At 74.8% G+C, this 12,795-nt stretch carries 13 protein-coding genes; 8 read left to right on the forward strand and 5 right to left on the reverse strand.

The genetic code is table 11. From position 1 onward, the window contains the following. Position 1: 1 nt before the first annotated feature. Positions 2-2,143, reverse strand: coding sequence for a DUF222 domain-containing protein (locus ACI793_RS10805; protein WP_456606379.1), 2,142 nt, complete (start codon positions 2,141-2,143; stop codon positions 2-4). A 238-nt stretch (positions 2,144-2,381) separates the two neighbouring features. Continuing rightward, positions 2,382-3,050: an ACT domain-containing protein gene (locus tag ACI793_RS10810; protein ID WP_456606380.1), complete on the reverse strand. Its 669-nt coding sequence runs from the start codon at positions 3,048-3,050 to the stop codon at positions 2,382-2,384. A 174-nt stretch (positions 3,051-3,224) separates the two neighbouring features. Here ACI793_RS10810 and gatC point away from each other — a divergent pair, with 174 nt between their 5' ends. The 6 genes from gatC to ACI793_RS10840 all read left to right on the forward strand — a co-directional run bounded on the left by gatC (position 3,225) and on the right by ACI793_RS10840 (position 7,538). After that, positions 3,225-3,542, forward strand: coding sequence for an Asp-tRNA(Asn)/Glu-tRNA(Gln) amidotransferase subunit GatC (gatC, locus tag ACI793_RS10815; RefSeq protein WP_456606381.1), 318 nt, complete (start codon positions 3,225-3,227; stop codon positions 3,540-3,542). After that, the gene (gene gatA, locus ACI793_RS10820; protein ID WP_456606382.1) at positions 3,539-5,056 is read left to right on the forward strand and encodes an Asp-tRNA(Asn)/Glu-tRNA(Gln) amidotransferase subunit GatA; all 1,518 of its coding nucleotides are present in this window, start codon (positions 3,539-3,541) and stop codon (positions 5,054-5,056) included. The genes gatC and gatA overlap by 4 nt, the downstream gene beginning before the upstream one ends. Next, the gene (locus ACI793_RS10825; protein ID WP_456606383.1) at positions 5,053-5,256 is read left to right on the forward strand and encodes a hypothetical protein; all 204 of its coding nucleotides are present in this window, start codon (positions 5,053-5,055) and stop codon (positions 5,254-5,256) included. The genes gatA and ACI793_RS10825 overlap by 4 nt, the downstream gene beginning before the upstream one ends. Further along, positions 5,253-6,767 carry an Asp-tRNA(Asn)/Glu-tRNA(Gln) amidotransferase subunit GatB gene (gatB, locus tag ACI793_RS10830; RefSeq protein WP_456606384.1) on the forward strand — a complete coding sequence of 505 codons (1,515 nt, stop codon included), beginning with the start codon at positions 5,253-5,255 and terminating at the stop codon, positions 6,765-6,767. The genes ACI793_RS10825 and gatB overlap by 4 nt, the downstream gene beginning before the upstream one ends. Before the next feature lie 22 nt (positions 6,768-6,789). Further along, positions 6,790-7,176: a hypothetical protein gene (locus tag ACI793_RS10835; protein WP_456606385.1), complete on the forward strand. Its 387-nt coding sequence runs from the start codon at positions 6,790-6,792 to the stop codon at positions 7,174-7,176. A gap of 113 nt (positions 7,177-7,289) precedes the next feature. Next, positions 7,290-7,538, forward strand: a complete 249-nt coding sequence (locus tag ACI793_RS10840; RefSeq protein ID WP_456606386.1) for a GNAT family N-acetyltransferase — start codon at positions 7,290-7,292, stop codon at positions 7,536-7,538. Between the two features lie 18 nt (positions 7,539-7,556). Here the strand turns inward: ACI793_RS10840 and ACI793_RS10845 are convergent, their stop codons facing one another. Then, positions 7,557-8,678 carry a PQQ-dependent sugar dehydrogenase gene (locus tag ACI793_RS10845; protein ID WP_456606387.1) on the reverse strand — a complete coding sequence of 374 codons (1,122 nt, stop codon included), beginning with the start codon at positions 8,676-8,678 and terminating at the stop codon, positions 7,557-7,559. Positions 8,679-8,739: 61 nt separating this feature from the next. On the opposite strand from ACI793_RS10845, the gene ACI793_RS10850 reads away from it, so the two are divergent. Beyond that, positions 8,740-9,687 carry a 2-hydroxyacid dehydrogenase gene (locus ACI793_RS10850; RefSeq protein WP_456606388.1) on the forward strand — a complete coding sequence of 316 codons (948 nt, stop codon included), beginning with the start codon at positions 8,740-8,742 and terminating at the stop codon, positions 9,685-9,687. Here ACI793_RS10850 and ACI793_RS10855 read toward each other — a convergent pair. Further along, complete coding sequence (locus tag ACI793_RS10855) at positions 9,681-10,064, reverse strand: PH domain-containing protein (RefSeq protein WP_456606389.1); 384 nt, start codon at positions 10,062-10,064, stop codon at positions 9,681-9,683. The genes ACI793_RS10850 and ACI793_RS10855 overlap by 7 nt on opposite strands. Before the next feature lie 23 nt (positions 10,065-10,087). After that, on the reverse strand, positions 10,088-10,906 hold the full coding sequence (locus ACI793_RS10860; protein WP_456606390.1) for a helix-turn-helix transcriptional regulator: 819 nt from the start codon (positions 10,904-10,906) through the stop codon (positions 10,088-10,090). An 84-nt stretch (positions 10,907-10,990) separates the two neighbouring features. Between ACI793_RS10860 and ilvD the strand changes: the two genes are divergently transcribed. Continuing rightward, positions 10,991-12,715: a dihydroxy-acid dehydratase gene (ilvD, locus tag ACI793_RS10865; protein ID WP_456606391.1), complete on the forward strand. Its 1,725-nt coding sequence runs from the start codon at positions 10,991-10,993 to the stop codon at positions 12,713-12,715. Positions 12,716-12,795 lie beyond the last annotated feature (80 nt).

Here is a 12,795-nt window from a genome sequence, read left to right on the forward strand (position 1 = left end):
GTCAGAACGGTGGGGGAGCCGTGGTCGCGGCCAGGCCGGTCGGGGTGGTGACCGTGAGGGTGCCGTCGGCGGCCAGGTGGTGCTGCCAGCCGGGGGCCTGATGCTTGCCGCGGTGGTGGCCGGTGCAGTAACCGACGAGGTTGCCGGCGCTGGTCGGCCCTTCCGGCCACGGGCGGTCGTGGTCGAGCTCCCCGCCGCGCGGCACTCGCCGGCGGCAGCCGGGGAACCGGCAGCGCGGGTCGCGGGCCCGGACGAACCGGTCGAGTGCCGCCCGCGGGCGGTAGCCGTCGGTCGGCCCGGGCGGCCCCAGTCCCGGCCGGCCGGCCAGGTCGTGGTCGCAACCAGCCGGGTTGCGGCGGCAGCGGCGGGCACTGCAGGTGGCGTGCCGGCGCAGCTCGTCGCTGTCGGTGAGGCAGAGCAGCGCGCCGGTGAGCTCGTCGACGAGGGCGATGCGCGGGCGGTCGACGAGCCCGCCGCCCGCACTCCGGTCGAGCAGGTCGGCGAGTGCCGCCCGCTGGGCGTCGGCCATGGCGTGGAGGTCGTCCAGGGTGCCCGCCGCGGTGCGCACCCGTCCGGCCGCGCTGCCCTGCCACGCACCCCCGTCCTCCGCATCGGCACGGCGGGCACCGTCGACCGCCCGGTCGGCCCGCCCCACCGCGCGTTCGAGGTCCAGGAGGAGGGCGCCGGCCTCGTCCACCGCGCGGTCGGCGTCCGCCCAGCTGCCGGTGTCGGGGGCCGGGCATGCCTCGTCGTCCGGTCCTCCCTCGACCGGTGGAGGAAGTGTCGCCGCCGCGCTTCCCGGTGGGCGAGGAGCCGTCGGTGCTGGTCCCGGCGGTGCGGGTTCTGTCGGGGGCGGCGCGGTCGGTGCTGGTCCCGGCGGTGCGGGTCCTGTCGGGGGCGGCGCGGTCGGTGCTGGTCCCGGCGGTGCGGTCGGTGGTCGTCCCGGCGGTGCGTGTCCTGTCGGGGGCGGTGCGGTCGGTGGTGCGGTTCGGGACAGCTGGTCCCGTGCGGCCTCGAGGGCCCACCACCGCTCCAGTTCATCGCGCGGAGGATCGTCCTCACCACCCCAGTCACCGCGCAGTGCCCGCGCCTCGACCTCGGCCCACCACCGCTCGTCTGCGGACCGCATCGCCGCGGTCCACGTCCCGACGGGAGGTTCGTCCGGGGACAGGTCGTGCGCGGGGACGACCGGCGTCGGCGCGCGCGAGGGCGCACCGGGGAGGAGGCCGAGCGCCCGGGCCAGCACGCGCACCATCTCGGCGGGCACCGGCTCCCCGCCGATCTCGCCTGGAGCGTCCCCGCCGGCCAACGCCGGCACGCCGGCGACCAGCGTCAGGCGCGCCTGCACGGGGGCGTGGTCGTGCTCGCCGGGACGCAGCACCAGGTCGAGCAGGCAGTCGGCCATCTTCTGGCCGCGGGTCCGGGTGTCCCCGGGGTCGTCGATCGCGTCGGCGTACCGCCCCAGCGCGTCGAGCAGGGCCTGCGCCTCGGGGACGGTCAGCAGCGCGTCGAAGACGGCCATGCCCTCGCGGTGGTCCGCGCGGACGGAGACGCCGCGCTGGCGCAGCGCCCTCACCAGGCGCTGCGCGGCGGCCGCGGCATCGTGCCGGAGCACCGATCGCCGGACCTTCGCGCCCACCTGCGCCGGCGTGGTCACCGACCGGCCGGCCACCCAGTCGAGAACCTCGCGCTCCACGCGGGCGCGGATCCGCGCGTCGGTGATCGGCCCGACCTTGTCCAGCAGATGCCACAGGTGCCCGCCGTGGATCACCCCGGACTCGAGTGCCGTCAGGGTGCCCGGCAGCCGGTGCACCAGCAGGAGCGAGCGCTCCAGCAGATTCTCGGCGGTCACCTGCGTGATCGACAGGGCCAGCGCCAGCTCCTGCCCAGCCCATTCGCTGACGTCCGCGAGCACCTGCGGTCGACCAGCCCTGCGGTCGTCGCTCATGGCACCCGGCGTCCCGGCGGGGCGGTCAGCCGAGGCGGGCCTGCTCGCGGCGAACTCGGCCACGGCACGGGCCCGGATCGCCGTCTGCCTGCTGATCTCGCGCTCCGCGACCTGGACCGCGCCGAGCGGACCCGTCGCCCAGCCGACCGACGGTGCGCCCGCAGGCGCACCGGACGGGGAGGCGGCGTCGATCACGGGTCGATCATGTGTTCGACCACCGACAGTTTTCGCGCGCGGGATGAACGGGCCGAGCCAGCTCGACCGGCGGCGCCGGATCGATGGGTAGCGCAGGGTGGGCGGGACTGAGGCAGCGGTGCGGGTTCGTCGGGTGGCGTCGTCGGGTGGCGCGGGATCGGCGCGTGGCGCGGGTTGGTCGGGGGCGCCGATGGATGAGCGGCGCGGTTTCGTCGGGCGGCGCGGGGTCCGACGGGACTCAGGCAGGCGGCAGGTGGGTGACGGTCGAGGCGATGCCGGTCAGGTGCACCAGCCGCAGGAGCTCGGACCGGCGGAACGCCGGCCCACCGGAGCGGCCGACGACGACCGCGCGCGCCTCGCCACCGAACGGCGTCGCCATCATCTCGATCGCCATCTCCTGCCAGCGCTCGGGCAGCCAGTCGTCGTCGCTGGACAGCAGCCGGGGAGCGGCCAACGGCATCCACGGCAGCGCCACCCCGTCGAACGCGGGCGCCGCCTCGGACGCGGCACGGACCTCCCCGGTCACCCCCGGAGTGCCGTCGAGCACCACCGCCCACCCGCTGTGGAACACCCGCGGCAGCTCGGCGGCCAGCAGCTTCTCCGCCGTGCCGCCACCGGCGTGGGCCAGCGCGTCGAGCAGCTCCAGCTCGCGGTGGGTGTCCAGCGGGCCGGCGAACGGGCGCAGCGACTCCACCCGCACGTCGGGCACGCTCTGCGCGACGGTGATCAAGCTGTCGGGCAGCCGGTCGGGCGGGAGGTCGACCACCACGTCGTCGACGGCCACGCCGGTACCGCGCTCGAGCACGTCCAGGGACACGATGTCGATGCCCGCGGTGCCCAGCGCGGTGGCCACCGCACCCAGGATGCCGGGACGGTCGGGCATGACCAGACGCAGCAGATAGGACACGGTTCCTCCGGGAGCCTCGGGCGCGGGCCGATCTCCGTTGATCGCAGGCGAGGGCAGCCTCTCACGGTGACGACCGGGTCGGACCCCCCACGTACAGTGGCAAGGTCCGGTCCCGGCCCCGCACCACGGTGGTCGGCGCCGACCGTCGCCCCCCGAAGTGGAGTTCCGCCCCGCATGAGCACGCCGTCCCGCAAGGACCGACTCACCCGTGACGAGGTGGCCCACCTGGCGCACCTGTCGCGGCTGGCCGTGACCGACGAGGAGCTCGACCTCTTCGCCGGTCAGCTGGGCGCGGTGCTGGACGCCGTCGCCCAGGTCGGCAGAGCCGACGTCGCCGACGTGCCGCCCACCACGCACGCCGTGCCGATGACCAACGTCTTCCGCGAGGACGTGGCCCGGCCCAGCCTGCCCCGCGACGTGGTCCTGGCCGGTGCGCCGGCCGCCGAGGACGGCCGGATCCGCGTGCCGCGCATCCTCGGGGAGGAAGCATGAGCGACCTGACGACCACCGATGCCGCCGAGCTCGGCCGGCTGCTCGCCGCCGGTGACGTGACCGCCGCCGAGGTGACCCGGGCCTACCTGGACCGCATCGAGTCCGAGGACGGCGCGCTGGGCGCCTACCTGCACGTCGACGCCGAGGCCGCGCTGCGTTCCGCGGAGCAGGTGGACGCCGCCCGTGCCCAGGGGGACGAGCTCGGCCCGCTGGCCGGGGTCCCGCTGGCGCTCAAGGACGTCGTCGTCACCGAGGGCGTCCCGACGACGAGCGGGTCGAAGATCCTCGAGGGCTGGCGCCCGCCGTACGACGCGACGCTGGCCGCCCGGCTCAAGACCGCGGGCACCGTCCTGCTCGGCAAGACCAACATGGACGAGTTCGCGATGGGCTCCTCCACGGAGAACTCCGCCTACCGCGTGGCCCGCAACCCGTGGGACCACGACCGGATCCCCGGCGGCTCGTCGGGCGGCTCGTCCGCGGCCGTCGCCGGCGGGCTGGCACCGTGGGCGATCGGCACCGACACCGGTGGCTCGATCCGGCAGCCCGCCGCCGTCACCGGCCTGGTCGGGCACAAGCCCACGTACGGCTCGGTCTCGCGCTACGGGCTCATCGCCTTCTCCTCCAGCCTCGACCAGGCCGGCCCCATGGCGCGCACCGTCCTGGACGCCGCGCTGCTGCACGAGGCGATCGCCGGGCACGACCCGCTCGACTCCACCTCCATCGACTCCCCGGCGCCGGTGCTCGCCGAGGCCGCGCGCCGCGGCGCCGAGGGCGACCTGGCAGGCCTGCGGGTCGGCGTCGTCACCGAGCTGGGCGGCGACGGCCACACCGACGGCTACGACGAGGGCGTGCTCGCCCGGTTCGCCGAGACGGTCGCGCTGCTGGAGAGCCTGGGCGCGCAGGTGCGGCAGGTGTCCTGCCCGGCCTTCGACCTCGCGCTCCCGGCCTACTACCTGATCGCGCCCAGCGAGGCGTCATCCAACCTCGCCCGCTTCGACGGCGTCCGGTACGGCCTCCGGGTCGGCGACGACGGCAACCGCGACCTGGACGAGGTCATGGCGCTCACCCGCGAGCAGGGCTTCGGCCCCGAGGTGAAGCGCCGGATCATCCTGGGCACCTACGCGCTGTCCAGCGGCTACTACGACGCCTACTACGGGCAGGCGCAGAAGGTGCGCACGCTCATCACCCGCGACTTCACCAGCGCCTGGGACGACGTGGACGTGCTCGTCAGCCCGACCAGCCCGACCGTGGCCTGGCCGGTGGGCGCCCGCGTCGACGACCCGATCGCCATGTACGCCGCCGACCTGTGCACGCTGCCGGCCAGCCTCGCCGGGGTCCCCGCGATCTCGGTGCCCTGCGGGCTGTCCGAGGGCCTTCCGGTCGGGTTGCAGATCATGGCGCCGGCCCTGGCCGACGACCGCTGCTACACGGTGGCCGCCGCCCTCGAGGCCGCCCAGGACGCGGCCCGCGGATCGCGGTTCCTCGACCAGCTGCCCGTGCGGAGCGCCGCATGAGCGCCCCGCTGAAGGCCGCGTGGGGCCTGACCGCGTTCGTCATCATCGCCGGCATCGTCGGCTGGGTCGTCACCGACCGCGCCGTCTTCGCCGTCTTCCTCGTCCTGGGCGTGCTGACCGCCATCGGCGCCGTCGTCACCGGCCGCGCCGAGCGCGCCGCGACCAGGTCCGCCGCCCCGAAGGAGGGCCCCACCCCGTGAGCGTCACCACCACCGCCGACCGGCTCGTCGAGTTCGACGAGGTCCTGACCCGCTACGAGCCGGTGATCGGCCTGGAGACCCACGTCGAGCTGGGCACCGCGTCCAAGATGTTCTGCGGCTGCTCCACCACCTTCGGCGCCGAGCCCAACACCCAGACCTGCCCGACGTGTCTCGGCCTGCCCGGCTCGCTGCCGGTGGCCAACGCCGCGGCCATCGAGTCGACCATCCGCATCGGCCTGGCGCTGGGCTGCCGGATCGCCACCTGGGCGCGGTTCTCCCGGAAGAACTACTTCTACCCGGACATCCCCAAGGGCTTCCAGACGACGCAGTACGACGAGCCGCTGTGCACCGCCGGCCACCTGGACGTCGAGGTGGACGGCGAGACCTACCGCGTCGAGATCGAGCGGGTGCACCTGGAGGAGGACACCGGCAAGAACCTGCACGTCGGTGGCTCGACCGGACGCATCCACGGCGCCGACCACTCGCTGATCGACTACAACCGGGCCGGCATCCCGCTGGTCGAGATCGTCACCCGGCCCATCCCGGGCGCCGGCGCCAAGGCCCCCGAGGTGGCCAAGGCCTACGTCACCGAGCTCCGCGAGATCCTGGTCGCCCTCGGCGTCTCCGAGGTGCGGATGGAGCAGGGCAACCTGCGCTGCGACGTCAACACCTCCCTGGCGCCGATCGGCAGCCTGGAGTGGGGCACCCGCACCGAGACCAAGAACGTGAACTCGCTGCGCTCGGTCGAGCGGGCGGTGCGCTTCGAGATGCGCCGCCAGGCCGGCGTGCTCGACGCGGGCGGCACGATCACGCAGGAGACCCGGCACTTCCACGAGGACTCCGGCACCACCTCGCCCGGCCGCAGCAAGGAGGAGGCGACCGACTACCGGTACTTCCCCGAGCCCGACCTGGTGCCGGTCGCGCCCGACGAGGAGTGGGTCGCCACCCTCCTGGCCGAGCTGCCCGAGCTGCCGGCGGCCCGCCGCACGCGGCTGTCCGACGAGTGGGGCATCTCGCCGACGGAGATGGCCTGGCTGGTCAACGCCGGTGCCGTCGAGTTGGTCGGCGACACCGTCGCCGCGGGCGCCTCGCCCGGCGACGCCCGCAAGTGGTGGCTGGGCGACCTCGCCCGCCGCGCCAACGACACCGGCACCGACCTGGCCGAGCTGGCGGTCACCCCGGCGCAGGTCGCGGAGCTGATCGGGCTGATCTCCGCCGGCACGATCAACGACCAGCTGGCCCGCCAGGCGCTGGACGGCGTGCTCGCCGGCGAGGGGAACCCGGCAGCCGTGGTCGAGGCGCGCGGCCTGGCCGTCATGGGTGAGTCCGACGAGCTGGTCAGCGCCGTCGACGCCGCGATCGAGGGCAACCCCGACGTGGCCGAGAAGGTGCGCGGCGGCAAGGTGCAGGCCATCGGTGCGCTGGTGGGTGCGGTCATGAAGACCACCCGGGGCAAGGCCGACGCCGCCACCGTCAAGCGGATGCTCGAGGAGCGGCTGGTCAGCTCGTAGGTCCCGGCGGCACACTTCCCGCGTGGCCGCCGACGAGCCGACCGGCCAGCCGGTCTTCCGCGCGCTGCTCCGCCCGAGACCCCTGTCGACGGCGGAGCACCGTCTGCTGTCCTGGCTCGCCGCCGAGGCGGGGCCGGACGTGACGGCGCAGGTGGCCGACGCGACCGTCGTGGGGGAGTGCGCGTGCGGCTGTTCCTCGGTGCAGCTGTCCTCGTCGAGCGCGCTCCGTCACGAACACGTGCACTCCGAGGTCAGCGCCAGCGGGGTGGGCCACGACGGCCACGTGGTCGTCGTCGTGCTGCACCACTTCGACGGTCGGCTGCAGGAGCTCGAGGTCTTCGACTCCGACGCGGGGGAAGGGAGCGCCGTCGACCTCGACGGGCTGACCGGACTCGAGCTCGGTGCCTGAGCTGCCGGAGGTGGAGCTGCGGCCGTTGCGTCGGACGGACTTCCCGCTGCTCTGCCGCTGGCTGGCCGATCCGCTGGTCGCCCGGTGGTGGGGCGCTGGGCATCGACTACCTCGTGGGGGAGCCGTCCTCCCGCGGTCGCGGTCTTGGCGCGGCGATGATCGCGGCGGCCGTCGCGCGCGGCTTCGCCGACCACCCGGACGCCGGTGAGGTCCTGGTGCCGGTCGCCGCGGCCAACGAGGCGTCCTGGCGGGCGCTGGAGCGGGCCGGGGGCGCCCGCTACGCCACCGGTGAGCTGACCCCGGACAACCCGGTGGACTCGCGCGACCACGTCGTGCACCGGTTCGGGCGCCCACGACGCTGAGATCGACAGCGCCGGGCCCTACAGCGGGCTTCCGCCCGCTGACGACGGCGGGCTGATGCGCAGCACCTTGTCGTCGTCCTCGGCCGGGGTGCCGATCCCGTCCCGGTTGGACGTGGTGATCCACAGCGCGCCCTGGGCATCGGCCACGACGGTCCGCAGCCGCCCGTACTCCCCGTCGAGGAACTCCTCGAGCTCGCCGGAGACCGTGTTCGCCTCGTCGACGGGGACGGCGTGCACCCGCTGGCCGTCGAGCGCGCCGAGGAACACCGCGTCGCCCAGGACGGCGCACCCGCCCAGTCCGTCCTCGCCCGGCGGGATCTCGACCACCGCGCCGGTCGCGCCGGTGTAGTCCCCGCCCTCGATCAGCGCGTTCAGCTCGTCGGGGCCCTCGCGCGCGGCGTCGGCGGCGAACAGCCGGTCCTCCGCGCCGACGCACACGGCGGGAACGTCGCGGTGCCCGCTGGTGAAGACCGGTCCCGCTCCCACGGGGCCGCCGAACACGTCGATCCGCAGCACCTTGCCGGCCAGCGACGAGGGGTCGCCGGCCAGCGCCGGGTCCCCGGTGTCGCCGGTGCCGACGTACAGGGTCCCGTCGATGCCGAACGCGAGGCCGCCGCCGTTGTGCACCTCGCCCCGCGGGATGCCGGTCAGCACCGTGTTCGGCGTCCCGCCGATCGGGAAGCGCACCACGCGGTTGTCCGCCGCCGTGGACAGGTAGGCGTAGAGCAGCCCGTCCTCGGCGTACGTGGGGGAGACGGCGAGGCCGAGGAGGCCGCCGTCCCCGGCGGTGTCCACGCCCGGCACGGTCATCAGCTCGCGGGCCGGGGAGCGGTCAGGGAAGACCTGCAGGATGCGGCCGGTGTCGCGTTCCCCGACGACCGCGGTGCCGTCGGGGAGCAGTGCCAGGCCCGTGGGCACCGCCAGCCCGGTGGCGACGACGTTCGGATCGCCGGCGTCCTGCTCGGCACCCGGCTCGGCCGGGCGACCGGGGACAGGCGCCGTCGAGGGGGGAGGACCCACCTCCGGCGGCGCCCCTTCGGGCAGCGGCCGGAAAGGCCCGGAGGGCTCGTACCCGTCGTCGCCGCATCCGGCCAGCAGGAGCGCGGTCACCAGCAGCGCACCCGCCGAGACCCGCCGCATGTCCTCCACAGTACGTGCGCTGCCTGGGCGGGGCGGGTGGTTGCGCCTACTGTCAGCGCTCGTGATCGAACCGCTGGTCGGCCCCGACGAGGTGCTCGACGTCCTGGTCCCCTCCCGTGCGCTCGCGGCCGCCGCCGAGGCGGTCTCGCCGCGGGTGCGTGCCCACCGGTGGGCGCCGGCCGACGGCCCGCCCACGGGCGACGCCGCCCGCGCGAAGGTCTGGGTGCCGCGTTCGGGCGGCGCGGCCTTCCCCGGCGACGAGTTCTTCGCCGCGCTGCCCGATCTGCGCGTCGTCCAGCTGCTCAGCGCGGGGGCGGAGCGCTTCGCCGGACGGCTGCCCGACGGCGTGGCCCTCTGCAACGCCCGCGGCGCGCACACGCCCTCGACGGCCGAGTGGGCGGTGGCCGCCACCCTCGCCGCCCAGCGGGGACTGCCCTTCTTCGTCCGCGAGCAGGACGCCGGCCGCTGGACGCCCCGCACCCACGCCACGCTCGTCGGGGCGAAGGTCCTGGTCGTCGGCGCGGGGGACATCGGCCGCCGCATCGGCCGGATGCTCGCGGGCTTCGACGTCGAGCTGACCTACGTGGCCCGCACCGCCCGCGAGGACGTCCGGCCGACCAGCGACCTGCCCGAGCTGCTGCCGCAGGCCGACGTCGTCATCGTGATCGTGCCCGTGACCGACGAGACCATCGCGCTGGTCGACGCCGGGTTCCTCGCCGCCATGCGCGACGGCGCCCTGCTGGTCAACGCGGCCCGCGGTGTCGTCGTCGACACCGACGCCCTGCTGGCCGAGCTGACCGCCGGCCGGCTCCGTGCCGCGGTCGACGTGACCGAGCCGGAGCCGCTGCCCGAGGGTCACCCGCTCTGGACCGCGCCCGGCCTGCTGATCACCCCGCACGTCGGCGGGGACGTGCCCGGCACCAACGAGCGCGCTGCGGCGGCGGTGTCCGACCAGCTCCACCGGATCCTGGCCGGCGAGCCGCTGGTCAACGTGGTCGACCGCTACTGACCGTCGGGCAGCTGGGGCACGGGGATGCGGCCGCCGGACGCCCGCCCGATGGCCGGCAGGTCGCGGGCGCGCACCGCCGGGAGCCGCACCTCCGTCCCGCCGGTGGTGACCAGCCAGAGGTCGCCGCGCTCGCCGACCCGGACGCCCGCCACCTCCGACCACGGCACGCGGTGCCGGCCGAGCAGCGAGCGGATGGTGACGGCGTCGCCGTCGACGTCGAAGCCGGTGCGCAGCACCCAGGCCACCAGTACGGCCGGGACGAGCAGGAGCAGCAGGAACCAGGGCGAGGCCGCCGTCAGCGTGGTCAGGCACAGCGCGAACACCAGGACGCCCAGCAGCGTGGCGCGGTTGGTGCGGAAGCGGGCCGGGGTGTCCACGAGGGCCGATCCTCCCAGACGGGTCAGGCGGCCAGCCGCGCCAGCTTGGCCGCGGTGTCCGCCTCGGCCGCGGTGTAGACCACCAGCTGGAGCCCGGGGGCGTCGGCGGGGGTGAGCTGGTGGTGCTCCAGCACCAGGGTGCCGACCGCCGGGTGCTCGAACCGGCGCTCGGTGGAGGTGAACCGGTCGACGTCGTGGCTGGCCCACCCCTCGCGGAAGGCGGGGCTGGCCGCCTGCAGGCGGGTCACGAGGTCCACCACCTCCGGATCGGCCAGTCGCGGACCGACCTCGGCGCGGAACTGGGTGAGGAAGCGGCGGCTGTCGCCACCCCAGTCGCCCAGGAGCGCGCGGACGGCGGGATCGGTGAAGACGACCCAGAGCAGGTTCCGCTCCCCGTCGGGCAGCCCCGCGACCCCGGGGTAGAGGCGCTCGTAGGCGGCGTTCCAGCCGACGATCGACCAGCTCGAGGTGATCGCGTAGGCGGGGGAGGAGCCGAGCGCGTCCATCAGCCCCTGCAGGTGTGCCGGCAGCGCCTCCACGCGATCGTCGGCACGCACCGGGTCGTTGCCGGAGAGCCGGAGGACGTACTCGCGCTCGGCCGCCGACAGCTGCAGCGTCCGGGCCAGGGCGTCCATCACCTGGCGGGACGGCCGGATGTCCCGGCCCTGCTCGAGCCACGTGTACCAGGTGTGGCTCACCCCCGCGAGGAGCGCGACCTCCTCCCGCCGGAGCCCGGGGGTGCGCCGGTTGGTGCCGGCCGGGAGACCGACGGTTCCCGGGGCGAGCTGGCGGCGACGGGAACCGAGGAAGTCGGCCAGTTCGCGGCGGGCGGAGACGGTCACGGAGCTCCCCGATCAGTGGTGGTACCGGTACTAGTACCACCGCAGCCTCGGGGGTGTCTCCGATGGGGCCTAGCATTCCGGACCGTGACGATCGGCGAGGACCTCATCCCAGGCAACGACTCCGCCAGTGCGACGCGCAGCCCGATGAAGCCGCGCAGCTACGAGGTGACCGACGGCGACGCCAAGGCGCCCGCGCGCGCGATGCTCCGCGCCGTCGGCATGGGCGACGAGGACATGGTGAAGCCGCAGATCGGCGTCGCCTCGTCCTGGAACGAGATCACCCCCTGCAACCTCTCGCTGGACCGGCTGGCCAAGCGCGCCAAGGACGGCGTCCGCGCCGCCGGCGGCTTCCCCATGGAGTTCGGCACCATCTCGGTCTCCGACGGCATCTCCATGGGCCACGAGGGGATGCGCGCCTCGCTGGTCTCCCGCGAGGTCATCGCCGACTCGGTCGAGACCGTCATGTTCGCCGAGCGGCTGGACGGCTCGGTGCTGCTGGCCGGCTGCGACAAGTCGCTCCCGGGCATGCTCATGGCCGCAGCGCGGCTCGACCTGGCCAGCGTCTTCCTCTACTCCGGCTCGACCATGCCCGGCAAGCTCGGCGACCGCGACCTCACGATCATCGACGTGTTCGAGGCCGTCGGGGCGTGCGCCCGTGGCCTCATCACCCGCGACGAGCTCACCGCGATCGAGAAGGCCGCCTGCCCCGGGCAGGGGTCGTGCGGCGGCATGTACACCGCGAACACGATGGCCAGCGTCGCCGAGGCCCTCGGCATGGCCCTGCCCGGGAGCGCCGCCCCGCCGGCGCCCGACAGCCGCCGCGACGACTACGCGGTCGCCTCCGGCGAGGCGGTCGTGAACCTGCTCCGCCAGGGCATCACGGCGCGGCAGATCATGACGAAGAAGGCCTTCGAGAACGCGATCACCGTCGTCATGGCGCTGGGCGGCTCGACCAACGCCGTCCTGCACCTCATGGCCATCGCGCACGAGGCGCAGGTGGATCTCGAGCTCGAGGACTTCAACCGGATCGGCGACCGCACGCCCCTGCTGGCCGACGTGAAGCCGTTCGGCCGGTTCGTCATGACCGACGTCGACCGCATCGGCGGCGTCCCGGTCGTCATGCGCGCCCTCCTGGACGCAGGCCTGCTGCACGGCGACGTGCTCACCGTGACCGGGAAGACCATGGCGGAGAACCTGGCCGACATCGCCCCGCCGGACCCCGACGGCGCGATCATCCACGCGATGAACGACCCCATCCACGCGACCGGTGGGCTGTCGGTCCTGCGCGGTTCGCTGGCGCCGGAGGGTGCGGTCGTGAAGTCGGCCGGGTTCGACGCCGACGTCTTCGAGGGCACCGCCCGGGTCTTCGACGGCGAGCAGGGGGCGATGGACGCCGTCACCGAGGGCACGCTGAACCCCGGGGACGTGGTGGTGATCCGCTACGAGGGGCCGAGGGGTGGCCCCGGCATGCGGGAGATGCTGGCCGTCACCGGCGCGATCAAGGGCGCCGGCCTCGGCAAGGACGTGCTCCTGCTGACCGACGGCCGCTTCTCCGGCGGCACGACCGGCCTGTGCATCGGTCACGTGGCGCCCGAGGCGACCGACGGCGGCCCGATCGCCTTCGTCCGCGACGGCGACCGGATCCGGCTGGACCTGACCACCCGCACCCTGGACCTGCTGGTCGACGCCGACGAGCTGGCCCGCCGGGCAGACGGGTGGGAGCCGCTTCCGCCGCGGTACACGACCGGCGTCCTCGGCAAGTACGCCAAGCTCGTCGGATCGGCCGCCCAGGGCGCGATCTGCGGCTGACGCCGGGGGAGACCCGCCCCCTCCCATGGGGTGAGGTCCACCCCGCACGGCTTGGCCGGGCCCCGCCCGGTGCCGAGACA

The sequence above is a fragment of the Blastococcus sp. SYSU DS0617 genome (assembly GCF_054051075.1).